We start from the raw sequence: 24,413 nt of genomic DNA, 5'->3' as shown, positions 1-24,413 counted from the left end.
CGTGACCCATACCTCCACGGGACGGCTCACCATAGGTGCTCTCCCAAGTCGGCGAGCGACTTGCGGACCAGCGAACCCTTGAGCATCCCGACACTGCGACCGTCCACCGTCGCTCGGCAACTGAAAGTGAAGAAATCCGGCCTCAGGCTTTCGCAATCGAGCTGGAAGATCACCAGGTCGCCCGGTACCACGGGGCGTGTGAAGCGCGATTTGATCGAGCCGACCAGCGTCACCTCATCGCCCGCCAGGCGCGAGGTCGATAGCTGGAACAGTATGATCGCCGACTGAGAAATGGCCTGCATCAGGTGGCTCGCCGGGTAGATCGCCCGTTCCGGGAAGTGGCCGGCGAGCGCGTCGGTCTGCCCCGATACCGCCATCAGCGTCTTGATCTGGACGCCTGGCTCGTAGTCGAGCACACGATCCAGGTACACCATTGGATGGCGATGGCGCAGCCAGGTCTTGAGTTCGGTGAAACCCATGGTGCGTTGCGCACGGGGCTGCTTATCGCTCTCGGGAAGGCTCATAGCGATCGCCCTCACTTGGCCGGCAGGGCGGTCAGCAACTGGGCCAGCGTGTGGACCGAGTCGAAGTGCTTCGGATTGAAGTCCTCGTCCTCGATCTTGACGCCGAAGGCGTATTCGCACTGTGCCCGCAATTCGCTGAACCCGAGTGAGTCCAGCCCTAGGGCATTGCGTAGGTTGGCGTTGAGGTCGATATCCGCGCGGGGCGTGCTGATGAACAGCTCATCGACCAGAATGTCGACGATGGTTTTTTCGATCTCGTTCACGTTGAGAGCTCCAGCGGTGGGCAAAGGGTTGGTATCGGGGCCGGCTGTAGAGCCGGTCCCGCAGGCAACGCGCGTCACTGACGGGGTTAGGTCGATGGGGCGGCGCCGAGGATCTCTCGGTAGTCGCTTGCCAATTGTTTGCGGCTCACCTTCCCCGCGGAGGACAGCGGAATACGCTCGACGAACAGGTATTGGCGGGGGTGCTTGTATTCCGCGATCAACGCCTTCAAGTGCTGCTTCAGCTGTTGCGTGGGAAGCTCCCGCCCACTGGTAGTACGCAACAGAGCGACCGGGCGCTCGCCGATGGTGGCATCAGGAACACCGAACACCACGGCTTCGGCGATGTCGAGCAGCTTGAGCAGCTCCTGCTCGACTTCCACGGGGGATATGGAATAAGCGTCGCATTTCAGCATGTCCTTTTCCCGACCGATGATGAGGTAACCGCCATCGTCCTGGCGCTGCACCAGATCGCCCGTAGCTATCCAGCGCGTAGCAGGCAGGCGATCAGCATCCTGGCCGTTCCACAGCCCCGGGGTATTGGCTGGCGAGCGAATCAACAGCTCGCCGGTCTCCGTCTGCTGCAGCGCGACGCCGGGCAGCGGCCAGCCGATCGATGATTGCTCGGTGCCGGCGACATCGGGTTGGCAGAAGATCGGGCCAGACTCCGTCGTACCGTAGGAACCACGCAACGTGCCGCCCCATAGGTCGTGCCAACGCCTACCCAGCTTCGGAGGGCAGAGGTCACCGCCGCTGACGCTATAGGTGCTCGTCAGAGAGGGAAGGGGGGGGGCTGCCGATGCCTCGCCTGCAGCGAGCAGGTTATTGAAGTGCGAGGGAGCGCCTTTGAGAAAACTCAGCGGCAGTCGTTGTAGCAGCGCCAGGGTCGTCTCCGCCGTAAGTACGGGTAGCAACACAACGGCCCGCCCCAGACGGTGCGCGGCCAGGATCATCAGGATGCTCCAGGGCACGATCGCATCCATCATCGAATGGACGGCCCCCGTGTCGAGGGCACCTTGAGCCGTGCGGGGTGGCATCATAGCCTTCATCAGGGCGACGGCCTGCGCCAGGGTCGCTTGGGAATGCACGATACCCTTAGTTATTCCTGTGGTGCCGGACGTATAGAAAATCGCCGCGAGCGAATCCGCGTGGCTAGGCGGCCGCTTACTTGGCGACGAGACGAGCAGATCGGACCAGGGCAGATACCGCTCCCCCTTGAGCGCTTCCTCGCCCGCGACGATCCAGGCCCGTTCCAGCGTGGCACTGCCCGCGATCACCGCGGCGTAACGGCTGTAGGTCTCCTGCTCGCCGATGTAGTAGCGGGCACCGCTGTGGTGAAGCAGATGCTCAATTTCGCCGGCGACGAGGCGCCGATTGATAGGCACTGTCACTGCGCCGATTTCCAGGCAGGCATAGTACAAGGCCACCAGTTCCAGCCGATTACCTAAGTGGATAGCCACGCGATCGCCCGGCTGCAGGCCCGCTTGCAACAGCCCGGCGGAGACTTTGTCGGCCAGTTGTGCCAGCTCTGTAAAGGAAAACGCGCGCTGATCTTCCACCACGGCCGTGGTATCCGGCTGTTGGGCGACGACGCTGCGGAACTCAGAAATCAGACTCATGCTAGATAACCTTTTTTTGCACCGGCGTGCAGATGGAAAAATACGAGGCGTGTCGTGAAACTGCGTCCCTAAGCAGGACCGTATTCAAGGGCCTCCGTACGGGAGGCCGTCGTACAGACGTGCCGGTCCGCTAATGCTTGGTGTCGGGAGGGCCCACAGTCGCGAGCAGCGCATGGTGTCGGAGCGCAAGGCGTTGCTGCGGAAGCGGCGGGTTCATTGACGCTGCCCGAGGCGGACAAGTCTGAAGCCCTATGGGGAAGGGGTAGTTGATTAAGTCCGCTTGGCGTAAGGTACCTGCAAAGCCGTTTTCTAGAACGGTTCTGTAACGCTGAATGACTGATCGCAATGAGGGTAACCTTCGCCAAAGTATTATCATCGGGACGCAAACTATCTGCTCGTTCAGGGAGGTAGCCCACGCTAAACCACGAACCTACCTTAAAGGCGTAATGGGCTAGCGCCCATAGTCCATTTTGACCAAAAGCTCCCTAGGCTCTGTACGTAAAGTGGCTGCGCTCGGTGATGCTGAGTAAAAGACAGGCTCAGAATGCTCATTTACAACACGTAGACTCCGCTTCCTGGCATGTTTTTACCTTGTCTGACCTTCGCTCGCCGACTTTTCGTACAGACCCTAGTGTGGTGTTTCACAAGAAATACATAAAACTACTTGCCCAATGCTTTTGCTGCGCGAGCAACGGAACCCAGAATCTCGTCCGCTTTTTTGTGCCAGCGAAATGGCTTCGGATTCTGGTTATAGGTTTCAAGGTAGTACTCGATTGAGGCCTCCAGATCCTTCACGCTGACATGCGCCTGGCGTTTGATCCATTTCTCGCTCAGGGTTGAGAAAAACCGCTCTACCAGATTCATCCATGAGGCGGACGTGGGAGTGAAATGGATGCTGTAACGCGGATGTGCAGCCAGCCATGCCTTGACCTTGTCGGTCTTGTGCGTTGCGTAGTTATCCATAATCAGATGAATCGGCACATCAGCCGGTAGTGAGGCATCAACCTCTTTGAGAAACGACAGAAACTCAACACTGCGATGCTGACGCTTTAACCGGCCAATGACTTCGCCTGTTGCTACATCCAGAGCAGCAAACAGCGAAGTCGTCCCGTGACGCTTGTAATCGTGCGTACGTGTCGCAGGATTTCCGGGCGCTAAAGGCAGTCCAGGTTGCGTACGGTTCAGCGCCTGGATCTGGCTTTTCTCATCAACACATAACACCAGTGCTCTATCAGGCGGGTTCAAATAAAGACCCACGATATCCTGCACTTTGTCGACGAAAAGCGGATCGGTAGAAAGTTTGAACGTTTTTTCCAGGTGAGGCTTGATCCCGAAGGCATGCCAGATACGCATCACGCTGGCCGGGGATATCCCTGTTTCCCGACTCATTTGCCGGGTACTCCAATGACTGGCATTCTCAGGTTTGCTCTTCAGAACCTGATCAACCACCTTCTGCACTTGCTCATCACTGATTGTGTGTCCATTGGGCCTATATGCACCTATTTTTTACCATCCCGCTTCTTAAGGATCTTTTTTATCTGCCAATTAATCCAGGCAGTGCGACTTAGCCCGTCGTCAGCGGCGGCGGCATCGATCTCATCCAACATCGCTTCCGGCAAGGTGTGACTGACCTGTACGCGCTTGCCACGGCGCAGTCGTTTGGGACGCCCTTCTAGGTCAGGCGCGCCTTGGATGTAGAGGTCAGCAGCTACGGAGTCAGTTTTCGAGGCTGGCTTATGAATAGCGTTATCAACCGCTTTAGGGGGGCGTGCAAGTGCCATTACGCTGCATCCTCATTCGGTTTTGATCCGCAATGCATATGTATTAGATATTTAATTAAAGCATCGATTTCGGCGATTGCTTTACCATCTTTGGGGCTGTACTCCCATACCCCCATGCCTTGGCCTGTGGCATTGCTAACAGCCTTACGTGTACGGAGCGGGGTATCCACGTAAGTAAGTTGTGGGTACTCCGAAACCCATTTAGCCGCTTCAATATTGTCGAGTGCCAGAACGCCAGGGTCTGCCTGGCAGAGGACCGCATAGGCGGGGAAGTCGTCGCGAGTGCTACGCGCGTCTTCCAGCAGAGGCAACATCTCGTCAAAGGCCCACATGTCAAACGAGCGAGGACGGAACGGTATGATCACTGCATCGCATAAAACCAATGCCGCACGCATAGCAGAAGAATCGAAGCCACCCACGTCGATCACGATATCGTCATAGTCGCCCTTGCGCAGCATCAGCTGGCTGCGCAGCGTTGGACCATCAATATAAGCGTCGCATGCCAAGGCAGGCTCGATCCCTTTGGTATACCGGTGTGTGATGGCTTTCTGCGCAGTCTTCTGACGGTCGCCATCAATTACCCACACCTTGCGCCCTTTGAGCGTCAAACCGATTCCCAAGCTGACTGCAGTAGTGGTCTTACCTACGCCACCTTTCGTATTTGCCACAGCATAAATTGTCATGTCCACCTGCCTTGATGTTTATATAATATGCTTTTGATATGTATTTTATTGCTTATGACTAGCGGTAAAAAGCGTATTCATGAGCTCAATACATAGTATATGCATATGCATTACAGCGTAAACCCTAATATAGCTCTGGTCATAGATCGTGGTCTGGATTACCCAGTTGCCGCAGCTCACCTCGGGAGATCTCATCCGGTATGGTGAAGGAGTACCTCGGTTGTAGGGGATTTAGGAGCAACGGAACCAAAAATCAACGTAAGGTGTGATTAGCGTTCGCTGATTCCATGAACATTGGCGGTTACCATCTTGTTCCAGGCTGTCGGGTTATCATCCCCACCCGGACGAAGCAGACTTCGCTTCCGATGAGTAAAACAGAGCGGTGGCAGCAAGCATGATAGAAAGTGGCAGACAAGCGTTGAGCCATGTGCTTAAGGTCCTGGAAATTCTCGCTCTGGGCGACTACGGTTTTTGTCAGGAGACTGGCGAGGCCATAGGCCTAAAACGCCTGCTACTGGTCCCCGAGTCGTTGTACTCGGTCGAATGGATGCGTGTGCTGGAGGCCAAGGGGATGCACCAACGCCAAGTGGCCTAGTAAAGTCGCCGCGGCGAAGTGATCCAGGAGAATTGCGATGACTGCAAAAAGTGCCGAGCGCGATGTGGCTATTTCAGAGCTTACCAACCATTTGGAGCGTGATCTAATGCCTTGTCCAGCAGGGCGTACGGCACTGCTGACGTGGATAGAAAAAAAGCTGGCTAACATAGCGCTCAATCCTGTACCCACAGCCGCTGATGCTACGTGGTTGATCGAAAGCGCTTATATCCAATGGGCCGCTGCACAGCCAAAGGGCTAAGGAACATCTATGAACGCGATTGCTACCCCTGTCATGGGGTTCATAACGTGTACTGAGCCGCTTCAGGCCAAAGGCAATGGGTATGACTATCCCATTCTGGTTCGGATCGAATTCGAGCGACAGTCAGATGATTCAGTCCAATTGATTTCCCGGGGAGGCCACACAGGAACACTGATCACAAATGCTCGAAGGGTGAATATCTCAAGCCACGACTGGGACAACCGCCCATATGACCCGCTTGATAGCCTCGTCCTGAACCGGTGGGCTTTTTCAAAAGCGGGCTGGGTGCTTCGTGACGATGAGTAGGTCAGTGCCCTTAACCGACTAACGTTGCGCCAGCTCGTCGCGGACCTTCATGACGGTCGTAGTTGAACACGCAGCGTGCCTCGCTACGGCGCGGATCCCGAGACCTGCAGCCAGCAGCTCTCGCACTCGGTTACGCAGTTCTGCGTCTACGGGTCTGCCTTTGTAGACGCCTGAAGCTTTTGCCTTCTCAATCCCTTGTGCCTGGCGCAGTCTTCTTTGTTGATAGTCCTTCCTGGCGATCGCGGCCATCATATCGATCATCATGTAGTTGATGGCCGCCAGCATGCGGTCGGTGAACTCGTCCCCCGACTGGGCCGTCATGCCTTGATGACTGGTAGGCAGATCCACAGAAACGATCCGTATGCCTCGGTTATCGATTGCTGTTTTGAGGGATCGCCAAGCCTGGTCATCCATCCGGGACAGCCGATCGATGCTTTCCACCAGCAGCACGTCACCTCGGCGAGCATCTTTGAGTAGTCGGATTAATTCCGGGCGGTCGGCATGGCTGCCACTGGCATTTTCCATGTAGCACGATGCGATGGCCTTGCCATAGCCGGAGACAAACGTTTCCAAATAATCGCGCGCTCGACTTGCGTCCTGGTCATCGGTCGATGCTCGAAGGTATGCACGAATGAACATCAGTAGATCCGTCTCATTTTGGGTGTAGTCTAATGATTGTATCAAATTGGGTGTACGTTAAGTGCGCAAAGCTGAAATCTGTTCGTGCTGATTTTCGTGTCACTTGGGGTAGACCCTATGTTGACGATCATAAGTAGCACCATGTGGTGACAAAAATGCAGGTAAAATAAAAGAGACTAAATATACGTAATCACGTATAATTAGTCCATGAACAAAGTCCTCAAACAAATCATCTTTATGGGCTCAGCTCTAAACGACCTGAGAGCGTTCCCAATCTCTGCCCGCCGTGAGGCCGGCTTTCAGCTGGATAGGGTGCAGGTGGGCAATGAGCCTGACGATTGGAAGCCCATGACGACCGTTGGTCCAGGGGCACAGGAGATACGGATCAGGGACGCCCACGGCGCCTTCCGTGTGATCTACATTGCGAAATTCGCGACGGCGGTTTATGTCCTGCACTGCTTCCAAAAGAAGACGCAAAAAACGAGCAAGCATGACCTTGACCTCGCCGCCAAGCGGATGAAAGAACTGACTAAGGAGTTGAACTAATGACTGAATCAAATCAAGCCTTCAGCAGCGTCTGGGACGCCCTGGAGGACTCACCAGCCGAAGCAGAGAACATGCGTATTCGCACCAGCCTAATGACGGCTATCCGAGACTTTATCGAGGTGCGTCAGCTCTCGCAGGCTGACGCTGCGCAGCTGTTCAACGTAACGCAACCCCGCATTTCGGAACTCCAGCGCGGGAAGATCGACCTTTTCAGCGTGGATCGATTGATCAACATGCTCGCCCAGGGCGGCATGCACGTTGAGGTCAGTGTCAAAACTGCAGCTTGATAAAGGTTACATGTGGTTGCGATTCCTGTAGCTTCGATTTCTTTCAGCCTAGCCTGCTCCTATGAGTGTCGATCCTGACCTGCCTGGTCTTGCAACAAAGATCATCCAGAACTACAGCAACGCCCAGATTGCCCAGTTGATCAGGATGATCAGTCCGGTTTCACCCTGCGCCCTGATGGCCGCGGACGAATTTGAGCGGGTCATGAACGTGCTTGCGGGCCAGAATCGACGTCGGGCGTTCTCCGATCGCTCGATAAGTGCTGCCAGGCTTGTCCTGGTCATGGGTGCCAGCGTGTCCGAAGCAGCCTTGGAGACTGGATTGACCCGGCAGGTGGTTCACAGGCTTATGGCACGCATTCGGGCGCGCCTGGAGGATTTGCCTGCTGATTGGGTCAAGGTTGAAGCCTGGCTTCCTCCTGCAGCAGCTGGTGACGTTCTGGCTTTGGCTCAATCACTCAGATCTGCTCGATCGCAATAGGAGAGGAGTGCCCTGGCTGTTTGGGCCTCGGTGCAGCTCGATCGTTGACAACCTCTGACGTGCGTTCCCTTCGCTGCGCTCAGGGCCGGGCTTTCGTGCTGCGCATCGAGCCAGGCCATGAAGCCGGCCCGTCTCGCCCCTTCGGGCTTCAATCCTCGCCGGCAAGCCGGCTCTAACGCCTCCGGCCTCTCGGCCTGCGCGCTCCGCTTGCCGTCGCTGCCTGTACTTCCCGTATCACCTGCAGGCTTTGCTGCGCACCTTTCGCCGTGCGCTTGACGGTAGATCGAGCGCGGCACCTGACAAGGGTTCGGCTGCGCCCGCGACACTCCCCCGTTCAGACTCGCTTCGCTCCCTTAGCTGCGGCCTCGCATCGCGCCCTTGTCACGCACCTATGCGCCCGATCGACCTAAGCGCATCGGCGAAAGGCACTCAGCAAAGCCGGCACAGAGGTGAGACGAAATGAACAGACAAGCAAAGCAACAGCTGATGAAGCGCTTCACAAGCGGTCAGGTCGATATCTGCAAAAAGCTGCTGAAACTGAGTCGCCAGGTACACAAGTTCAATGCCCGCGTCGAGTTCCTGGTGCTGACGTTCAAGCATGACCTGGCAGACGCCGTAGTCCGGTATGAACTTTGGGACAACGGTTTCGAAGGCCTGGGCGAACGCCAGTTCGACAACTGCTTTGAAATGGGTGACTCGGCCGAGGTGATCGCCGAGCTAATCACCACAGCGCGTCGTGAAGGCTTCGTGGAAAAAATTCAGACCTGGTGCGGCAACGAATCGTTTGCCCGCTGGTGCAGCTACGCCGACCGCCAGGGCGACCTTTTCGCCGCTTAACCCCGCTTGCGCCCGTCAGGCCGGGCGCTACACCAGGAGAAAAAATATGCGTATGTCCAGCAACTTCCGTAACCCATGCATGATACGCAGTGACGTCGCACTGAGCAACGATCAGATCGCCCATTATGTGCCTTCCATCTTCGCCGAAGAAGCGCACGACAGCAGGTCGGCACGTTATCTGTATATCCCGACCGTGCAGGTACTTGATGCGCTGCGCGCCGAAGGATTTGAACCATTCATGGCCTGTCAGACACGCGTGCGTGACCAGGGCAAACGTGAGCACACCAAGCACATGCTGCGCCTGCGCCATGCGAGCCAGATCCTGGACCAGGAAGCCAACGAAATCATCCTTCTCAACAGCCACGATGGCAGCAGCAGCTATCAGATGATTGGAGGCAAATTCCGTTTCGTGTGTGCAAACGGACTGGTACTGGGGGACGTTGCCGCTGACCAGAAAGTGCGCCATAGCGGCCGTGATGATGTGGTAAATGACGTGATCGAAGGCGCCTTCGAAGTGTTGAAGCATTTCGAACAGATCGACCACATAACCGCTGACATGAAGCATCAACAATTAGACCAGGACGAGCAAGAGGCCTTTGCATTAGCTGCCTTGGCGTATCGCTACGATCCGGCCGAAGGGCCTGCGCCAGTTAGCCCGTCCAGTTGCTCATGCCACGCCGTCGGGAGGACCGTAGCAGCGACCTTTGGACCACCTTCAATCGAGTCCAGGAAAACACCATCAAAGGCGGTTTGACCGGACGTAACAAGCAAGGCCGACGCACGACCACGCGAGCGGTCAATGGGATTGATCAGGACGTGAAACTGAACCGGGCCTTGTGGGTACTTGCGCAGGCTATGGGTGAGCACAGAAAAGCCGCTTAATCAACACAACTGGGCGTTGGCGGCGCCCAACTCTGACACTCAACGTAAGGATGAAGATAATGAAGGCTACGTAGTCACCTGGACCATCTACACAGAATCAGTAGGCGCACATAAAGAAGCCGCCCTTGAGTCGCACAGCGTTTCTTCCAGGCACGTATCGCTGACGGCGAACCAGACAGCGCGTGTACCTTTGTTGTCACCGGTATGGATGGTCAATCGGAAAAAATCGATCTTGCTGATTATCTTTACACGGATTGAAGACGGTTGCCTTGGAACAAAAAAGCCCCTCGATGTGGGGCTTTTTTGTTGGCTGGCTTTGAGCGCTCAGGCAACCTGAGGCTTCGCCCGAGGTGCCGCACGTTTGCGCTTAGTGGTCAGGTCGGTAATTTCCCGAACACTCACGTTCAGACCAACATCAGCGAGAGCCTGTTTAACCTCCGAGACGGAGTAACCCTTGGCCGAACACAGCTCAACGATTTGTTCTTTGAGCGACTGTAGCACTTCGGCCTGGCTCATTTTGTCCTTGCTCAGGTCTGGCAGATCGGCCAGTTTTTGACGGGCGGCTTCCAGGTCTTGTTGGGTGAATGTTTTCTGCTTGGCCATAGGCTGGGTATCCTGATGTACTGATGGTTACTCTACATTAAGTTAGTGCTTTTAGCCGTGCTCTCGTTTCTTTGACGTCTGGCTATTCAGTTACCAGCAACGCAATACGTGCAGGGCATGTTCTCACACCTATTGTTCTGAGGGCTTCTTGTATGGCCAGCAGTGAGTATCCCTTTTCTTGAGACAACGTGTGAAATCTATCCGCAAGCGCGCTCAGAAATTGACCTTTCGACATTCTGTCCTGACTGAGGTCTGGCAAAGCCGCAAGAGCTTGCCTGGCGACCTCTACCTGATCTAGCGTGATTTTTTTCTTTTTATCCACGTGTGCACCCGCATTCTGCTGATATCAATACACCGTGATGGGTCACGGGATTCAGGCTGATCAATGTCAAGCGTGAACATCACTCTACGCATCGTGCGCAGTTTGTCTACCGTCGAGCTGAATCCATGCTTTTCCAGGAAGTGCAAAATATCCGTGAGGGTAAAGTCTTCATCGTGCAGGGCCGCGTACAGTTTTTCGCTGACTGACGCTTCAGGCCCAAAGCGCTGGAACTTGTCCACCTTCAGCGAGGGGAGGCCGTCCAGAAACTCACGGGCCGCAGCCAGATCATGCTGGGTGTACAGCCTTGTCTTTGCCATGAAAATCAGCCCTTACGTGTCCTGCGCTTTTCAAAGGTCTGGAGAGCCTGCTCGAATTTCGAGGCCCAACCAACCCCGCAGCGCTCTTGTCCGCTTTAGGGTAATATGGTATTTAAAAGGTGTAAAGACGGTTTAAGATATTGACCGGAAATGTTTTGTACGGACGGCCCGCACGCGGTCCATCCGACAAAACCCGGATCAGGGCTCCGCCCCGACACCCCGACAGCGTCATTCAGTTAGTTAAGGTTGAGTCAGAGCATGTCGAAAAGCACAGCGCGTCAAGCAACGGTGAGGATCGAAATTCGTTGCACTGAAGAGGATGCGGCCTTGATTCGCGAAAAAGCGCTGGCTGCCGAGATATCTGTTTCAGATCTGATGCGTCGTGCTGCGCTGAATCGCAAAATCAAGACACCGACTGACAAGAAGCTAATGGCCGCGTTGCTACAGCTGGGTGGCTTGCAAAAGCATTTGTTCAACCAGATGCAGGACAGCATGACAACTGATCTTAGCAAGCAATTCTCTGACGTGTTGGTCGCCATCCGAAATGCCGTCAATGCCATCGATCTTTCCCAGACTCGCATTAAGTAGCCAATCACCCATGAACGTCATCATCCCCCCGAAACGCGGCGATAAGGGCTCCAGCTTCAACCGGCTGGTGAGCTACATCAGCGACCGTGGTGACAAGCCCAAAGATGATGATCTAGTTAGCGCTGCGCCTCGCCAGAATGCTTCGCGCACCAAGAAGGCGATGTTTGATCGGCTTGTCGATTATGCGGATCGAAATGATGGAGACGACCGTGCCGTCGTGATCACCGACGTGTTCCCCGATGGCCGTCAGCGCTTGATCAGTGGGGGCATTTCTTGCGAGACCAATTGCTTCTCCTGGGAGACCTCTGCGGCGGAAATGAACATGGTTGCTGCCCAGAGTCGTCGCTGCCAGGACCCGGTCTATCACTTCATCTTGTCGTGGCGCGAAAACGAACTGCCTACAGATGCGCAGATATTCGAATGCGCCGAACACTGCATTCGTCAGCTGGGCATGAAAGGGCATCAGTACGTCACCGCTATTCACCAAGACACAGACAATACGCACTGTCATGTGGCGGTGAACCGAGTCAATCCCATTACCTACAAAGCCGCCGCCTTGTGGAATGATGCTGACACGTTGCAGAAAAGCTGCCGCGTTCTCGAACGCAAATACGGATTCATTCAGGACAATGGAAGCTGGCAGTGGGGCGTCAACGACCAATTGGTCCGTGCTCCTTTTCGGTATGGCAGTGCTCCGCAAGGGACTGTGCCATTGCAGGTCTATTCCAACACCGAGAGTCTCTATCATTACGCCGTGCGTGAGGTGCGCGAAAAAATATCTGAGCTTATCGAATCGCGAGAGATTACCTGGCGTAAAATCCATCTGGCCCTGCATGAACGTGGCTTGGGATTGAGGGAGCAAGGCGAAGGTCTGGTGATCTATGATTTCTTGCGCCCAGAGGGTCCTGTGGTCAAGGCTTCTTCGGTTCATCCGACGCTGACCAAGTTTCGATTGGAAGCCCACATAGGTGCGTTTGAAGGACCTCCCACCTTCGAACATGAAGAATGGAGCTATGGTATTTTTTCCACTTACCAGCCTGCATTTGAACTCCGAGATAAAGACGTGCGTTTCGATCGCCGGCAGGCGAGAGCTGAGGCTCGGCTGGACTTAAAAATGCGCTACAAACGCTATCGTGAGGGATGGGAAAAACCTGATCTTCATGTCAAGGATCGATACCAGCAAGTGGCTGCTCGGTACCAGGCAATGAAGGCGGACGTCAAACGCTCTCAGCACGATCCTTTGCTTCGCAAGTTGCTGTATCGAGTTGCCGAGTTCGACCGGATGAAAGCCATGGCTGAGTTGCGCATCGAGCTTCGTGACGAGCGGCAAGCGCTTGCCGAAAAGGGCTTGCTTCGTCCGCTTGCATACCGTCCCTGGGTCGAGCAGCAAGCTCTTAGAGGAGACGTTGCGGCTGTCAGTCAACTGCGTGGATTTGTGTATCGAGAAAAGCGGAAGGAGCGCACTCCGAACGGTGGGTTTGATCGTCTTATCCAGTGCGGCCAGGCAGATGATTCTGCTGTCTATCACCTGCGCTCTTACACGTCACATTTGCATCGTGACGGCACTGTCGAATATCTGCGCGATGGCAGGGCGGGTGTGATCGACCGTGGCGATTTCGTCCACGTAAAAGCGGGGTTCAATGACGACGATGAGTTGGACAACTATCGGCTGGCCGCTAACCTGGTATCCACGAAAAGCGGTGACGCTGTGAGGATCATGGGTGATGACCAGTTCGTTGACCAGGTGCTTGATGCGGGATGTGGCGTCAACCATCGCGGAAGTCAGTATGTGTTCCAGGTGACCGATCCAGAGCAGATGGCGCGCTATGACGTGATCGAGAAGGATCACCGTCAGTATTACGGCTACGACGAACCGGAGGTGAGAACGCATTCCCCAGCTCGGCATGACCCGGTGGATGACGCCCCCGATGATGGTTACCAGCCTCCAAGGCCGTTCGTTGGTTGAGGCGAAACATTGACCAGGACCGCGATAATCAGCATTTGGATCAGTAGGATCGCGGTGGCCCTTTAGTGGAGGTTGAGTGAGCCTAAGTAGTACCCTGATGCGGCGGCGAAGCTGGTGTGCAAGGCCCTATATGGAGAAGAAGTCAAAGCCCGTCATGCGGGCGACAACGACGTAGGCGAGCGCTACCAAGATTGACGTGGCCAAACCGCACAACGCTATGCCAAAGCTTTCGAGTAAGCCCTTCATTTATCACTGGATTCTGCAAGATCCAATATCACTCTCAGCTTTGCAGGGTTGTCTATGCACAGGGCGACCGTGAAAAGTTTTTCTCTTAAATCGACCAATTCCTGTCGTGAAATTTCATAAGACGATGGGATGATTTCCGCTGGGCTTACCCCTAGGACGTCAGCCATTTTGGCGATCTGCTCGACGCTTGGGGAAAATTCTCCTCGTTCGTATCGCCCTATTGTCGCGGTTTCACAAGCCATTGCTTCCGCTAGCGCCTCCTGCGTGAGGCTACGATGCTTGCGAAGAGCCTTAATTCTAGTCCCAATGATTTTTTTGAGAGTGTCCACTAATCCCTCACCATTAAATTGGCGATGGTCCATTGTTGCTCCCTCCCAAAAAACGACCATAACTGCTTAAAAACTCAAAACTGTTGTAATTGTGCGGAATTGAATTATGCTCATCGAGAGATTTGCTATTACTTTAAATCGATTACTGTTTTTTTATACACGCTGTACATACATACAGTTATTATGCTTCGTGCAGTTGAATTGAAGGCAGCGATGGGCCGGCCTTAACGGCTCAGAGGGTTGGCAACTGACCTAGGGTGCGCAGCGTAAAGCCCCAAACAAGTTTTCCGGCGGACAGGGGTCGCGGTCGGAAAGAACAGTGAGAGATAAGCCTCGGCTCGCCGCCAGTAGCGGAGCCGAGGGTTTCCCGATTGGCCTTGTATTGCAGGGCCAATCGGGAAACCAAACAGCCTTACTAGGAGTACCTATGACAGAAACCAAGCAGCAGCCACCCGCCAAGTCATCCAATGTGCACGTTGGTTTCGGGCGGTATGCAGCCCTAACCAAGACCGCCATTGATGCCAGCTACCAAACCGGTCAACAAATCACTACCTCACAGGTTGCGCAGTACCTCGTAGACAACTACTTGGAGGCGGCCTATACGGCCTTGATCAACGAGAGACAAAAATAGCCATGCGGGGGAGATAGTTTATGCAAGCTCGCATAGTTTTAACTGTGGTAGTTGCATCGCTTGCTGGTTGCGTTACAGCACCCAACCTGGCCCAGGTTACGGCGGGGCAGTGGGTGGATGAGCAGATCCGGCAGAGCGCTTCTTCGGTCAGCCAAACGCAGAGCCGGTTGCACCAGACCAGCGCTGTTCCTTCCTTTGCTCCCGTGTCAGCACAGGTCAAACCGACCGCTAAAGCACAGGCTCCCGCAGTCAAAGCTCCCGTCAGGCCTGTGCCTGTTGCTGGGGGTTAGCCATGCGCTGCCTATGGCTGGTTTTGGCATTGTCGGCGCCGTTGCAGGCCTCTGCTTTCTGCTTCCAGGAGGCTGGCCAGCGCTATGGAGTTGATCCGGTGCTACTGCAAGCGATCGGCATACAGGAAAGTAAGCTGCAGCCTGGTGCAGTGAACCTTAACCGCGATTCGTCTGGAAAAGTGCTCAGCACCGACTACGGCGTCATGCAGATCAGCACGCGCAACGCTAACCGACTGGTCAGGATGGGACTGATCACGCGAGCGGAGGACCTGCTCACCAACGCCTGCTTTAACGTTCAGGCGGGGGCTTGGGTACTGGCTCAACATCTTCGTGTGTGCGGCAATACCTGGCGTTGCCTGGGTTCGTATAACGCAGGCTTTGACCCTTCGCAACGCCAGGAGCAACGGCGCCTGCATTACGCGCAGCAAGTGCGCAACGTCTACGACCGCCTCAAAGCATTGGGCGCTGCATCGGCCCACCTCGCTATCCGTTAATGACTGCGCCCGGTTTGGGGTGTCAGGAGACTATCGATGAAATACTCCTTTTGGGCTGCGCCGGCGGCGGCATTGCTGCTGTCTGGATGCCAGAGTTTTTGTGAGAAACCGCCGGCGGCTCCTACGCCTTCTGCAACAGCTGCGCCGGTACTTGATCGGGTTGCGTTACAGCAAGAAACGCTGTGGATGGAAGGTGCGATCAATACCCGGTCAACCCTGCCGACCGATGCTATCCGTGCTCAGAGCGACAGGGTCGCGGTTGACTGGAGCGGTGACGCGATTGAGCTGCTGTCCCATCTGGCCCGCCAGCGCGGTCAGACGTTTACCTGGACCGGCGTGCGTCTGCCCTTGCCGGTGAACCTCAAGGTCAATGGAATCTCCTATGCGAATCTGTTGCGTCTGATCGAGATGCAAACAGCCTGGCGTGCGACCCTGACCCAGCTTCCAGGGCAACTGACCCTGGCCTTTGCGCAGGCGGAGCCTGCCAAGAAGGCGGGAGGGCGTCAGTGAAAAAATCAATTCTGACGCTTGTCCTGTTGCAGGGCCTGCAAGGGTGTGGACATACGCCACCTTCCACACCCTCCGACACGCCGGCGCCACTGGAAAGCTATCTTGCCCCCGCTGACCCGCCGTCAGCAGACGTGACCGAATCGCGGCGACAACTGCTGGAGGAATCGGGACGCAATACTGGGTTTCGCGGCGGTAAGGCTGAGCGCGCGTGGGAATTACGCCAGGCATTGGAGGGGCAGATCGGGCGACTCAATGGCCTGTATGACTTTCGGACCCTGATCAGCCGTGAAGGCTGGCTACCGCCGGTCATCGACGAGGCGGTGGACGTGGCCCATATCACGCCACGGCAGATACGCACTGCAAGCCATGTTTACGAAATCATCGTGCCCGAACGGTTCGTTAGTAATCCACCGTCGTGGCGTACCTGGTTGATGGCGGGCCTGTCATCGTCGGGCCCTGATGACGCCGTGTCAGTCACACCTGAAAACCGTTTGCAGAAGGCGCTTTGGCAAGCGGCGGTCCGCCAGGGCTGGGGTGAAGGGCGGCAAAGTGCCGATCAGATCCTTGAAGCCAATTTCAACCGCCTGACCCGAGATTACCGGGGCATGCTGATGTACTCGCAGTTACTGCGTCAGGGGTTCATCACGGCGCCGGTCGTCACGGATCAACAGCAGACCGTGACGGGGGATCGGCAGAAGCTGACCACGGGCGATCGCGTACGAAGCCTCAAGGAGAACGCCGGCTTTGTTCCTGACAAAACCCAGTGGCATCCGGTGATACGCAAGGTGCAGCCATGACCCAGACGACACAGACAATGGATTTTGCCCCCTACGCTTTTGAAGACGGGCTGAATGCAGACACCTTGCGCGATTTTTTCGTCTGGTGTGCACGGCAGTCAGCCAGCGACATTCACATCCAGGGCGGTAACCACCTGGTGGTCGGGCATCAAGGTCGCTTGCGCCAGGCCAGCCGGTTTGTGCTGGCTGACGATACGTGGTCCAAGCTCCTCGATGATCTATTCAGCCCTGAAATCCGGCCGACGGTACGCGGTGGTCGCCCTGTAGACCGGGCCATACAGCTGGATGGCGACATCAACCAGCGCTACGGCCTGGAGCGTGGCGAGCGATTACGCTTTCGCTGCAACTTTGTGCAGGCCACTGCTGGGCGGCTGGACGCCACCATCGCCCTGACTATGCGGATCATTCCATCTGATATCCCGGATCTAACAAAGATGGGGCTGGAAGAGGACCTGTTCGAAGCGTTGTTGCCGTCCAATGGTCTAGGACTCATTGGTGGAATCACAGGGTCGGGTAAAAGTACCCAGGCGGCCGCTATCTACCGCTTTTGCCTGGACACCGATCCTGACCGCAAGGTGACCACGATCGAAGACCCGATCGAATTCATTCTCGCGCGTCCAGGGGATGTATTGGCCTCGACGCAGCTGCAGATAGGTCGAGACGTTGCCAACTATGCCGAAGGCATTCGGGCAGATCTTCGCCGGGCACCGTCGATCATCGGGGTGGGTGAAATGCGGGATTTGGAGACCTTCCAGGCCGCCGTTTTGGCCGGACAGGTGGGCCATTTCAATCTCAGCACCTTGCACATCCATTCACCTGGAGAGGCGATTCCACGGTGCCTGATCATGGTGCCCTCAGAGATGCGCGAAGCTACGGCTCACGATCTCCTGAGCGTTCTGCAATACATCATCGTGCAAAAGCTGCTGCGTACTACCGACGGCAAACGCCAGGCCGTGCGCGAATACATCATCTTTGACGATGCGCTGCGCGCCAAGCTGGCCAGCATGCCTTACCCCGAATGGGGTCGGCATATCGACTCCATTATTCGCTTGGAGCAACGACGCTTCGCTGATCATGCCTGGCGTCTTCATCTGGAAGGGCGCATTGACCGGCGTGAACTGGCGGTGGCCATGACCGCCTCTCAATTGCGAGAACTCGAACAGCGGGCCGTGTCATGAGTGACTTATTGGCTATACCGCTTCGGCGGGGAGGACTTCATATGCCTATCGAAACAATCGAGAAGGAGACCGATCTGCGCACCCTGTTCATCAGGGACTCTAATCAGCCATCGCCATAAGAGGGATACGCTATGTCCTGGGCCGATGCAGCAGCACCCATCGTTGCGCAAGTGATTCGCCAGGTCGGACGCACTGATATGAGAGTGCTGCGCAAGGCACTGGTGTCTGCCTACCCATGGGGTGAGCGTGAAAACGCACCGTACAAGGCTTGGCTGGCCGAGATACGTCGCCAGTTGGGTCATCCACTGAACGCGCCGAAGGCAGATCCGGCGAACAGGCAGATTGACCTGTTCGACCCACGTTAAGAAAACGTCCGCAATCATCCAACCAAAGGTCTTAACCATGAATGTTCGCGCTCTGCTCGTGGCCGCTACGGTCACTGCCTGCCTGACAGGTTGTACTACCCCGGCCCAACTCCAACAGCAGAACGACCAGTTGCTGCTGATCAATACCAATCTATTGCAGATCCAGGCCAACCAGCTTCAAGCCCTGGCGCTGCAGAAAACACAGGTTTCGCTACAGATCGAGAGCAACAACCTGCAGGCCCTGCGCAATGCTCAGGCTCAGCCAAAGGGGCCACGCCATGATTGAGCCTTTGGTGCAGTTCAGTCCCGCCAGTCTGGCAAACAAGGCGCGGTCCAGTTCGACGGTGAGAGCACTGGTGGCCTCGGTGCTGCTGTGCAATCTGACCTTTACTGTTCAGGCGGCTGAAATCCAGGTGGGTTTCTCACCCGAGGGCAGCGCGGAGCAGTTGGTACTCAATGTGATCCAGGGAGCCCGGCAGCAGATACGGCTGATGGCCTACAGCTTCACCTCTCCGAGCGTAGTCAAGGCGTTGGTGCAAGCCAAACGGCGCGGCGTCGATGTACAGGTGGTGGTCGATGCCCATGGCAACGACAACAGGGCCAGTCGCGCTGCGATGAACCTGCTGGCCAACGCGCAAATCCCTGTGCGCACCAACGCTGCGTACAAGATTCAGCACGACAAAGTGATCATCACCGATGGCCAGAACGTCGAGACCGGCTCGTTCAACTACTCGGCCTCGGCTGCCAAGGCCAACAGCGAAAATGCCGTGGTGATGTGGGACGTTCCTGCGGTGGCCAGCGTGTACCTAGAGCATTGGCAATCACGCTGGGTGCAGGGACAGCCTTATCAGCCGACTTACTGAAGAAGCCGTGCTGAAACGACCAGGGAGGGGAACGTCATGTGCCAAAACACTCAGCAGTGCTGCTCAACTCCAGACGAATGCCAGGCCTTCCGAGACATTGAGGAACAGATCGGCCATTGCACGCCCGATCAGGCCTGGGGCATGTACTTCGTGTCGACAGGGAGCGTGCGTGAAAACATCAGACTGGCGGTGATGAAACACATTGCCCAGGGCAACAAGGCATTGCTGGTTGAGTTTCCGGAACTTGCGCCGGCGAAAAAAGGAGATCACGAATCGGGCTAGCGTCCCAACCGCAGCATAGGAGTTATCCATGTCTGACCAGCAACTGCAACCGGGCTATTGGCGCAACGCCTCACGCCTTCTCAATCTCTACGGCATACCAGCCCCCTTGTTCTTGTTGTACCTGGCGTGGTTTCGCTTCCCCTCCATGGTCACGATCTACGTCATCACCGCCATTATTGGCGGCTTTCGGCTGCTCTCGTTCTTTGGGTGGACGTTCAAGGTCCTGGTGATGCGACTGGCTTACCTGATGCGCGGCAAGCGCTTGTCGGGGCGGCCTTGGTGGTATCGGCGTTTTACTGAGGGGGAGTAAGTAATGGCTTTGTCTTATGATGATGCAGAGGCGGTGATCGATGAGTTTTGCAAAACGTACCCGCAAGCCCTTACGATCACCTACAACCTTGCTTTGAACCAGGAAGAGTTATATGGACCACAAAATAGTGTCGCACTCCGGGGAAGAATTGACGGTTCGTATCGAGCGGCATCCAGAAGGGCAGATTTTGCCCTTGCCAACTGTGATTCGAACCAAGAGTTTGAAAGAACTCTTAGGCACGAAATACTCGGACATTATGGGATCAACACCTTCAGCCCTGCCGAGAAAAGAGCAGTCCTAGACGGGATTGTTGCGGGTCGAAATGCACCGAAACTGGTGGAGTTATGGGCCCAGGTTGATCAGCTTTATCCCGCGCTCAATGACTCGCGTAAAGCCGAAGAGGTCTTTGCATTTGCGTGCGAAAATATTGAGCCACAGGCCCGCGCTGACGCTACCTTGGGTGCCCAATCATTCAAGGAAACCTGCATAGATCGCTCTCGACCCATGCAGATCAGTGACCTCATCAACCTCACGACGATGGTGGCCGAAGGGCTGCATGATCGTAGCCGATCGCAACAGAACTTCCCGGCGTCGGACAATGCCCAGTTCAAGATTGAAACAGCCCCTCGCACATCCGAATACCCGGTTTGGCTGGCCGTGCCGCCTGATGATCGTGATAAGGCTCGACTGTCTGCCGGACGACTCAGTGACGGTCGTGCGGCCATTGCCTGGAACAAAGAGGAAAAGCTGTGGTTTGCCAGACCTGGATGTGACCTTGATCGCATCACCGACTGGTTGCCTGATCCAAGCCGCCGCGCCGGTGGTGGTGACGCCGAATCAGAGTTTCTGGATGTACTGACTCAAGCCGGCTTGGTCGTCAAAGGCATGCCGGTGATGAACGGTAGTCGGCAGCGTGTAGCGACGGTCGATGACAAGCACGGCAAGAAAAGCGGTGTCTATTGCGGTTTTCTGGATCGTCGCCCTGCTGGCTGGTTCATCAACTACCATCGTGCCGATTCGCCCAAGGATGTGACCAACTGGACGGCGACTGGCGGTGAATCTGATCCGATCACCCGCCTGCACATTCGGGCCGGGGCCAAGCAAGCCCAGGAAGACGCTGCTCGTGATCGCGCCGTCACCTACGCCAAGCAGACGTTGGCTGCCAAGAGGCTTTACGACCGGCTGCCCGCCGCAGACCCTGCGCATCCCTACCTAGTGCGAAAGGGAATACCCCCGACGCCCGACATTCGTCAAACACGAAACGGTGCCCTGGTGGTGCCGTTTTTTAATGCCTCAGGAACGTTCAAGACGCTGCAGTACATCCCACCCGAGGGTGAGAAGTTCCTCTTCAAGGATGCCCCCAAACAAGAGCATTTCCTGGTGGTGGGCGGCCCGCTCGATCCGGTCAACCCCATCCTGTATGCCGAGGGCTATGCCACGGCGCGCAGCCTGAATCTGGCCACCGGCTTGCCGGTGGTGATGACCATTGACGCAGGCAACATGGTGGCGGTGGCCAAGGTGCTGCATCAGCAGTATCCCGACAGTCGGCACCTGTTCATGGCGGATTTCGATCATGCCAAGGACGTGAACAAGGGGTTGATCATGGCCAATGAGGCGGCCATAGCGGTGGGGGGCCAGGTTATGTACCCAACGTTCAACGACGCTGAAATCGCCCGTGGGTTCACGGACTTTAACGACCTTCACCAATCACGAGGACTGGACGCGGTACGCGAACAGACCGCTCCCCTGATTCGACAGTATGAAGAGGTAACTGCCATGCCGACAGATTCGAATACCCAAGCACAGGATGTCGCACCTGCCATGCCGATACCGGATGAAGCGGTGCAGCCGCAGGCCGACCTGGTGCAATCTGGCGACCCAACATCAACGGCTGAGAGTGAGGATAAGCAAGCCAAGACCTTCATCTTAATGGATGCAGACAACGGGATGGTTTGGGACGGTCAGGCGTTCAAGGCCGCAGACCTCGCTGAGGCTGAGCGCTTTACGCCCATTGATGGCTTGAAGGCGGCACTTGAACTTGAGCACTCCCAACGGTATGCGCTGGAGGGAGCCGCAATTGAAATCCACCGCTATATGCCTGTGCTTGATGAGAGTGTTCGCGTCATCACTACTAACGCGGCAAAAACCTGGCCGGAATTAAAAAGTGCTTTCAAAAAGGCGGGCCTGGAGGTTTCGCAAGAAACCTACCAGTCAATTCGTGATGAAGTCGCAGCGAGGCTTGATCAGTCAAGTACCCTGCCTGTAGAGCCTGTGACCGAAGTGCCATTGGTCGTCGGCACTGCGGACGTGCCCGTTCAGCAACCTGCGGCGGTGATTGAGCCTGAGAAAACACCGCCGACCGCGTTGCCCGAAGCCTTGCCTGTAGAGGGGCCGCAGCCTGCATCGGCTCCAGTGCCCGAAGCACCATTGGCCGTCAGCACTGCGGACGCGCCTGTTCAGCAACCTGCGGCGGTGATTGAGCCTGAGAAAACACCGCCGACCGCGTTGCCCGAAGCCTTGCCTGTAGAGGGGCCGCAGCCTGCATCGGCTCCAGTGCCCGAAGCACCATTGGCCGTCAGCACTGCGGACGCGCCTGTTCAGCAACCTGCGGCGGTGATTGAGCCTGAGAAAACACCGCCGACCGCGTTGCCCGAAGCCTTGCCTGTAGAGGGGCCACAGCCTGCATCAGCGCCTGTGACCGACATGTCAGATGAAGCTGCCCAACCAGCTGCGCCTCCTGCTAAACAACAGGCGTCAGTAGAGGCTGATCCTGACACTTCCCCCGTCGCTGAGGATCAACCGATAATCGCACCGGCAGGGCCTGCTCAAAACGAAGCCAATGAAAGCCTTCCAGACGTTGAGGCTCCGGTGTTAGGGGCCCTGCCGCGTCGTTTCACCGCAGCACGCAAGACCGGCCCGGCGGTCGTGCCGGATGCTATCTTCGTAGGGGCTCCGATAGGTGCCGACGAGCCACAACTGCAAGCCAGCAACATCGACAAAGACGCTCTGTTGGCCCGCATCAGCCGCGAGGTTCAAGGTGACAATTCGGTGCTCTACAAGCTCGATGCCGAGCCTGCTTTCGTTGACCGTGGGTCGCGCCTGGAGATGGTCCAAGGCGCAGGTCAGGAAGATGAGAAGGTAATAGCTGCGTTGCTCACGGCAGCACAGTTCTACCGGGGGCGCATCGAACTGACCGGCAGTGACGAATTCAAGGCAAAAGCCATCGAGCTGATTGCTCAGCACCAGATCAATGTGGAGATGAAGAACCCTGCGCAGCAAATGTTGCTGGACGATGCCCGTAACGCGTTGAAGCAGCCACCTGTAACGCTTGATGCCATTCATGGTGATACCCCACCGCCGTATGGTGGTCCACAGCCGGCACAGGCGAAGCCCTCGGCACCGCAACCTCAACAAGCCGCGCCGGCACCGGTGCATTCGTCTGCGCCCGCGACGGCGAGTACTGCTTATCAGCCGCTGGAGGTTGAGGGTCTGCAGCGGCCACTGGTTCAACCTGCACCACCGGCACAGCCCGACGCACCGGTCATCAATCCGCCCTCGGCAGCTCCAGCATCGGATCAGCCTGCAACGTCAGCGAATCAGCAGGTGTCGCCCGCCATCCATCAGCCTTTCCAGGCGGCCAAGGATGGCGTGACAGGCAAGATCCTCAAATTTGGCCAGAAGCCGTTTCGTTTTGAGCCAGACAAGCCCGAGAGCACCTTCATTACACTGCGTACCAAGAACGGTGTTCAGACTTTTTGGGGCAAGGAGCTGGCGGGGCTGCTGCGCCAAACCCGTGTGCAGCCAGGCAAGATGGTGACGTTGCAGTGGCTGGGCAATTTTCCGGTTACCGTCAAGGTTCCCCGCAAAAACGATCAGGGCGTCACCGTGGGTTACGACGATAAAGACGTCCATCGCAACCAATGGGCCCTAAAGGTAGAGGGTAACCCCGCAGTACGTTCTGGCCAGGATGAGGGCGTCAAACTCGGCGCCTATGACGCCGGGCGTTTCGCCGTGGTGCAACAAGCCTGGCTTGCGCAACTGGGTGTGGAGGTTCCCTTGCCCACGCCACCCACGGATGGCCTGTATTGGTTGACCCCAAACGGTGAAGGCAGCGCAAAAACGGGTGACGAGCTGTCAGCCCCTCGGCCGCCGATCGACCCCAACAACACAGCGGGACAACCCGTCATCAGCAGTTGGTCACAGGATGGCCATCTGGACATGTACCTGGTGCGCGGCGATGGTCCCTACCTGCAAGGTGTGGTGCGTCAGGGGGATCAGATTCAGCATGTATTGGTGAGTTTGCCAGGCCGTGACGATGGGCCTTCGATGGTGTTTAACGCCATTACCCCCGAGGGCCTGCTGCCGATCGGCACGGGCAATGGCATCAACCGCTCTGGTGGCGAGCCGGTTTCGAGAGAGCACATTGCCTTCAAGCTCGAAGGCGACAGCGCTGTGCGCATTGGCAAGCTTGACGCACCTGGCGAGGTGCCCCCGACCTTGCATGCCCTATTGGGCTTCGATCAGCGCTGGAAAGAGGAAAACACCCTCCCAAAGTCAGCTCCCACAGCGGCACCGTCAGCACAGCCGAGCGATCCACGCCCGGTGTAAAACGCAAACAGCAAAGGA

General features: G+C 56.5%; 28 protein-coding genes and 4 pseudogenes. 22 read left to right on the top strand and 10 right to left on the bottom strand.

All coding sequences use genetic code 11. The annotated features are described in order from the left end of the window. Positions 1–26: 26 nt before the first annotated feature. The 6 genes and pseudogenes from BLT55_RS27615 to BLT55_RS27590 all read right to left on the bottom strand — a co-directional run bounded on the left by BLT55_RS27615 (position 27) and on the right by BLT55_RS27590 (position 4,867). Positions 27–524 (bottom strand): 3-hydroxyacyl-ACP dehydratase FabZ family protein, encoded by a 498-nt coding sequence (locus BLT55_RS27615; protein ID WP_004666806.1) that lies wholly within the window; start codon positions 522–524, stop codon positions 27–29. 11 nt (positions 525–535) lie between these two features. Further along, entirely contained in the window at positions 536–787 is a 252-nt protein-coding gene (locus BLT55_RS27610) for an acyl carrier protein (protein WP_054998986.1), read from the bottom strand. 86 nt (positions 788–873) lie between these two features. Beyond that, a complete protein-coding gene (locus BLT55_RS27605) occupies positions 874–2,403 on the bottom strand; it encodes a class I adenylate-forming enzyme family protein (protein WP_004666804.1) in 1,530 nt (509 codons plus the stop codon). Between the two features lie 660 nt (positions 2,404–3,063). Next, positions 3,064–3,879: pseudogene (locus tag BLT55_RS27600) on the bottom strand (IS630-like element ISPsy1 family transposase); the annotation flags it as partial. A 23-nt stretch (positions 3,880–3,902) separates the two neighbouring features. Next, positions 3,903–4,184 (bottom strand): hypothetical protein, encoded by a 282-nt coding sequence (locus tag BLT55_RS27595; protein ID WP_004666803.1) that lies wholly within the window; start codon positions 4,182–4,184, stop codon positions 3,903–3,905. Next, complete coding sequence (locus BLT55_RS27590; RefSeq protein WP_002556051.1) at positions 4,184–4,867, bottom strand: AAA family ATPase; 684 nt, start codon at positions 4,865–4,867, stop codon at positions 4,184–4,186. The genes BLT55_RS27595 and BLT55_RS27590 overlap by 1 nt, the downstream gene beginning before the upstream one ends. A 439-nt stretch (positions 4,868–5,306) precedes the next feature. On the opposite strand from BLT55_RS27590, the pseudogene BLT55_RS35015 reads away from it, so the two are divergent. The 3 genes and pseudogenes from BLT55_RS35015 to BLT55_RS34590 form a co-directional block, all read left to right on the top strand. Continuing rightward, positions 5,307–5,462: pseudogene (locus BLT55_RS35015) on the top strand (TraR/DksA C4-type zinc finger protein); the annotation flags it as partial. Positions 5,463–5,499: 37 nt separating this feature from the next. Then, complete coding sequence (locus BLT55_RS27580; protein ID WP_054998985.1) at positions 5,500–5,721, top strand: hypothetical protein; 222 nt, start codon at positions 5,500–5,502, stop codon at positions 5,719–5,721. Between the two features lie 9 nt (positions 5,722–5,730). Further along, complete coding sequence (locus tag BLT55_RS34590; RefSeq protein ID WP_007247504.1) at positions 5,731–6,027, top strand: hypothetical protein; 297 nt, start codon at positions 5,731–5,733, stop codon at positions 6,025–6,027. Positions 6,028–6,045: 18 nt separating this feature from the next. Here BLT55_RS34590 and BLT55_RS27570 read toward each other — a convergent pair whose 3' ends face one another. Then, positions 6,046–6,666: a recombinase family protein gene (locus BLT55_RS27570; RefSeq protein WP_005747119.1), complete on the bottom strand. Its 621-nt coding sequence runs from the start codon at positions 6,664–6,666 to the stop codon at positions 6,046–6,048. A gap of 207 nt (positions 6,667–6,873) precedes the next feature. Between BLT55_RS27570 and BLT55_RS27565 the strand changes: the two genes are divergently transcribed. The 6 genes and pseudogenes from BLT55_RS27565 (at position 6,874) to BLT55_RS27535 (ending at position 9,954) form a co-directional block, all read left to right on the top strand. Then, positions 6,874–7,212: a type II toxin-antitoxin system RelE/ParE family toxin gene (locus BLT55_RS27565; RefSeq protein WP_005760316.1), complete on the top strand. Its 339-nt coding sequence runs from the start codon at positions 6,874–6,876 to the stop codon at positions 7,210–7,212. Then, entirely contained in the window at positions 7,212–7,499 is a 288-nt protein-coding gene (locus BLT55_RS27560; RefSeq protein ID WP_005622028.1) for a helix-turn-helix domain-containing protein, read from the top strand. The genes BLT55_RS27565 and BLT55_RS27560 overlap by 1 nt, the downstream gene beginning before the upstream one ends. Before the next feature lie 61 nt (positions 7,500–7,560). Next, positions 7,561–7,977: a TrfB-related DNA-binding protein gene (locus tag BLT55_RS27555; RefSeq protein ID WP_005740424.1), complete on the top strand. Its 417-nt coding sequence runs from the start codon at positions 7,561–7,563 to the stop codon at positions 7,975–7,977. Positions 7,978–8,436: 459 nt separating this feature from the next. Further along, complete coding sequence (locus tag BLT55_RS27545) at positions 8,437–8,814, top strand: hypothetical protein (RefSeq protein WP_054999353.1); 378 nt, start codon at positions 8,437–8,439, stop codon at positions 8,812–8,814. Positions 8,815–8,860: 46 nt separating this feature from the next. Further along, positions 8,861–9,696 (top strand): annotated as a pseudogene (locus BLT55_RS27540) (DUF932 domain-containing protein). A 16-nt stretch (positions 9,697–9,712) separates the two neighbouring features. Further along, a pseudogene (locus BLT55_RS27535) lies at positions 9,713–9,954 on the top strand (hypothetical protein). A 66-nt stretch (positions 9,955–10,020) separates the two neighbouring features. Here BLT55_RS27535 and BLT55_RS27530 read toward each other — a convergent pair. Further along, positions 10,021–10,299, bottom strand: coding sequence for a mobilization protein (locus BLT55_RS27530; RefSeq protein ID WP_004661031.1), 279 nt, complete (start codon positions 10,297–10,299; stop codon positions 10,021–10,023). A 294-nt stretch (positions 10,300–10,593) separates the two neighbouring features. Then, positions 10,594–10,938 (bottom strand): hypothetical protein, encoded by a 345-nt coding sequence (locus BLT55_RS27520; protein ID WP_005622131.1) that lies wholly within the window; start codon positions 10,936–10,938, stop codon positions 10,594–10,596. 258 nt (positions 10,939–11,196) lie between these two features. On the opposite strand from BLT55_RS27520, the gene mobA reads away from it, so the two are divergent. Further along, positions 11,197–11,526, top strand: coding sequence for a plasmid mobilization protein MobA (gene mobA, locus BLT55_RS27515; protein WP_003344297.1), 330 nt, complete (start codon positions 11,197–11,199; stop codon positions 11,524–11,526). A 10-nt stretch (positions 11,527–11,536) separates the two neighbouring features. Beyond that, complete coding sequence (gene traI / locus BLT55_RS27510; RefSeq protein WP_055000866.1) at positions 11,537–13,492, top strand: TraI/MobA(P) family conjugative relaxase; 1,956 nt, start codon at positions 11,537–11,539, stop codon at positions 13,490–13,492. A gap of 242 nt (positions 13,493–13,734) precedes the next feature. Here the strand turns inward: traI and BLT55_RS27505 are convergent, their stop codons facing one another. Beyond that, entirely contained in the window at positions 13,735–14,100 is a 366-nt protein-coding gene (locus BLT55_RS27505; RefSeq protein WP_031599198.1) for a helix-turn-helix domain-containing protein, read from the bottom strand. A gap of 394 nt (positions 14,101–14,494) precedes the next feature. Between BLT55_RS27505 and BLT55_RS27500 the strand changes: the two genes are divergently transcribed. From BLT55_RS27500 to BLT55_RS27445, 11 genes are all read left to right on the top strand, one after another. Then, positions 14,495–14,698: a hypothetical protein gene (locus tag BLT55_RS27500; RefSeq protein WP_055000867.1), complete on the top strand. Its 204-nt coding sequence runs from the start codon at positions 14,495–14,497 to the stop codon at positions 14,696–14,698. A 292-nt stretch (positions 14,699–14,990) separates the two neighbouring features. Then, positions 14,991–15,482: a lytic transglycosylase domain-containing protein gene (locus BLT55_RS27490; RefSeq protein ID WP_055000868.1), complete on the top strand. Its 492-nt coding sequence runs from the start codon at positions 14,991–14,993 to the stop codon at positions 15,480–15,482. 36 nt (positions 15,483–15,518) lie between these two features. Beyond that, entirely contained in the window at positions 15,519–15,992 is a 474-nt protein-coding gene (locus tag BLT55_RS27485; RefSeq protein WP_074801611.1) for a DotD/TraH family lipoprotein, read from the top strand. Continuing rightward, entirely contained in the window at positions 15,989–16,789 is an 801-nt protein-coding gene (locus BLT55_RS27480; RefSeq protein ID WP_074801608.1) for a type IV secretion system DotC family protein, read from the top strand. Before BLT55_RS27485 ends, BLT55_RS27480 begins: the two co-directional genes overlap by 4 nt. Then, on the top strand, positions 16,786–17,967 hold the full coding sequence (gene traJ, locus BLT55_RS27475) for a plasmid transfer ATPase TraJ (RefSeq protein ID WP_074801605.1): 1,182 nt from the start codon (positions 16,786–16,788) through the stop codon (positions 17,965–17,967). Before BLT55_RS27480 ends, traJ begins: the two co-directional genes overlap by 4 nt. A 131-nt stretch (positions 17,968–18,098) precedes the next feature. Next, positions 18,099–18,332 (top strand): hypothetical protein, encoded by a 234-nt coding sequence (locus BLT55_RS27470; RefSeq protein ID WP_010209171.1) that lies wholly within the window; start codon positions 18,099–18,101, stop codon positions 18,330–18,332. A gap of 37 nt (positions 18,333–18,369) precedes the next feature. Further along, positions 18,370–18,618 carry a hypothetical protein gene (locus BLT55_RS27465; RefSeq protein ID WP_053486299.1) on the top strand — a complete coding sequence of 83 codons (249 nt, stop codon included), beginning with the start codon at positions 18,370–18,372 and terminating at the stop codon, positions 18,616–18,618. 79 nt (positions 18,619–18,697) lie between these two features. Then, the gene (locus BLT55_RS27460) at positions 18,698–19,195 is read left to right on the top strand and encodes a phospholipase D family nuclease (protein WP_054998780.1); all 498 of its coding nucleotides are present in this window, start codon (positions 18,698–18,700) and stop codon (positions 19,193–19,195) included. A 36-nt stretch (positions 19,196–19,231) separates the two neighbouring features. Next, positions 19,232–19,477: a hypothetical protein gene (locus tag BLT55_RS27455; RefSeq protein ID WP_054998779.1), complete on the top strand. Its 246-nt coding sequence runs from the start codon at positions 19,232–19,234 to the stop codon at positions 19,475–19,477. A gap of 28 nt (positions 19,478–19,505) precedes the next feature. Continuing rightward, positions 19,506–19,787, top strand: coding sequence for an IcmT/TraK family protein (icmT, locus tag BLT55_RS27450; protein ID WP_010208375.1), 282 nt, complete (start codon positions 19,506–19,508; stop codon positions 19,785–19,787). 504 nt (positions 19,788–20,291) lie between these two features. Continuing rightward, positions 20,292–24,395 (top strand): LPD7 domain-containing protein, encoded by a 4,104-nt coding sequence (locus tag BLT55_RS27445; protein ID WP_425262114.1) that lies wholly within the window; start codon positions 20,292–20,294, stop codon positions 24,393–24,395. Positions 24,396–24,413: the final 18 nt, after the last annotated feature.

It is taken from the genome of Pseudomonas cannabina (assembly GCF_900100365.1).
Taxonomy (GTDB): Bacteria; Pseudomonadota; Gammaproteobacteria; order Pseudomonadales; family Pseudomonadaceae; genus Aquipseudomonas; species Aquipseudomonas cannabina.
The sequence above is the reverse complement of the archived record's forward strand: the minus strand, read 5'-3'. Positions and strand labels throughout refer to the sequence as shown.

Bases quoted from the DNA above. Each gene is read 5' to 3' on its own strand.
- BLT55_RS27555 (WP_005740424.1), top strand. From the start codon at position 7,561: ATGAGTGTCGATCCTGACCTGCCTGGTCTTGCAACAAAGATCATCCAG.
- BLT55_RS27615 (WP_004666806.1), bottom strand. From the start codon at position 524: ATGAGCCTTCCCGAGAGCGATAAGCAGCCCCGTGCGCAACGCACCATG.
- BLT55_RS34590 (WP_007247504.1), top strand. From the start codon at position 5,731: ATGAACGCGATTGCTACCCCTGTCATGGGGTTCATAACGTGTACTGAG.
- BLT55_RS27505 (WP_031599198.1), bottom strand. From the start codon at position 14,100: ATGGACCATCGCCAATTTAATGGTGAGGGATTAGTGGACACTCTCAAA.
- BLT55_RS27580 (WP_054998985.1), top strand. From the start codon at position 5,500: ATGACTGCAAAAAGTGCCGAGCGCGATGTGGCTATTTCAGAGCTTACC.
- icmT (WP_010208375.1), top strand. From the start codon at position 19,506: ATGTCTGACCAGCAACTGCAACCGGGCTATTGGCGCAACGCCTCACGC.
- traJ (WP_074801605.1), top strand. From the start codon at position 16,786: ATGACCCAGACGACACAGACAATGGATTTTGCCCCCTACGCTTTTGAA.
- BLT55_RS27590 (WP_002556051.1), bottom strand. From the start codon at position 4,867: ATGACAATTTATGCTGTGGCAAATACGAAAGGTGGCGTAGGTAAGACC.
- BLT55_RS27455 (WP_054998779.1), top strand. From the start codon at position 19,232: ATGTGCCAAAACACTCAGCAGTGCTGCTCAACTCCAGACGAATGCCAG.
- BLT55_RS27530 (WP_004661031.1), bottom strand. From the start codon at position 10,299: ATGGCCAAGCAGAAAACATTCACCCAACAAGACCTGGAAGCCGCCCGT.
- BLT55_RS27595 (WP_004666803.1), bottom strand. From the start codon at position 4,184: ATGGCACTTGCACGCCCCCCTAAAGCGGTTGATAACGCTATTCATAAG.
- BLT55_RS27565 (WP_005760316.1), top strand. From the start codon at position 6,874: ATGAACAAAGTCCTCAAACAAATCATCTTTATGGGCTCAGCTCTAAAC.
- BLT55_RS27490 (WP_055000868.1), top strand. From the start codon at position 14,991: ATGCGCTGCCTATGGCTGGTTTTGGCATTGTCGGCGCCGTTGCAGGCC.
- BLT55_RS27605 (WP_004666804.1), bottom strand. From the start codon at position 2,403: ATGAGTCTGATTTCTGAGTTCCGCAGCGTCGTCGCCCAACAGCCGGAT.
- mobA (WP_003344297.1), top strand. From the start codon at position 11,197: ATGTCGAAAAGCACAGCGCGTCAAGCAACGGTGAGGATCGAAATTCGT.
- BLT55_RS27445 (WP_425262114.1), top strand. From the start codon at position 20,292: ATGCAGATCAGTGACCTCATCAACCTCACGACGATGGTGGCCGAAGGG.
- traI (WP_055000866.1), top strand. From the start codon at position 11,537: ATGAACGTCATCATCCCCCCGAAACGCGGCGATAAGGGCTCCAGCTTC.
- BLT55_RS27470 (WP_010209171.1), top strand. From the start codon at position 18,099: ATGTCCTGGGCCGATGCAGCAGCACCCATCGTTGCGCAAGTGATTCGC.
- BLT55_RS27465 (WP_053486299.1), top strand. From the start codon at position 18,370: ATGAATGTTCGCGCTCTGCTCGTGGCCGCTACGGTCACTGCCTGCCTG.
- BLT55_RS27520 (WP_005622131.1), bottom strand. From the start codon at position 10,938: ATGGCAAAGACAAGGCTGTACACCCAGCATGATCTGGCTGCGGCCCGT.
- BLT55_RS27545 (WP_054999353.1), top strand. From the start codon at position 8,437: ATGAACAGACAAGCAAAGCAACAGCTGATGAAGCGCTTCACAAGCGGT.
- BLT55_RS27500 (WP_055000867.1), top strand. From the start codon at position 14,495: ATGACAGAAACCAAGCAGCAGCCACCCGCCAAGTCATCCAATGTGCAC.
- BLT55_RS27485 (WP_074801611.1), top strand. From the start codon at position 15,519: ATGAAATACTCCTTTTGGGCTGCGCCGGCGGCGGCATTGCTGCTGTCT.
- BLT55_RS27560 (WP_005622028.1), top strand. From the start codon at position 7,212: ATGACTGAATCAAATCAAGCCTTCAGCAGCGTCTGGGACGCCCTGGAG.
- BLT55_RS27570 (WP_005747119.1), bottom strand. From the start codon at position 6,666: ATGTTCATTCGTGCATACCTTCGAGCATCGACCGATGACCAGGACGCA.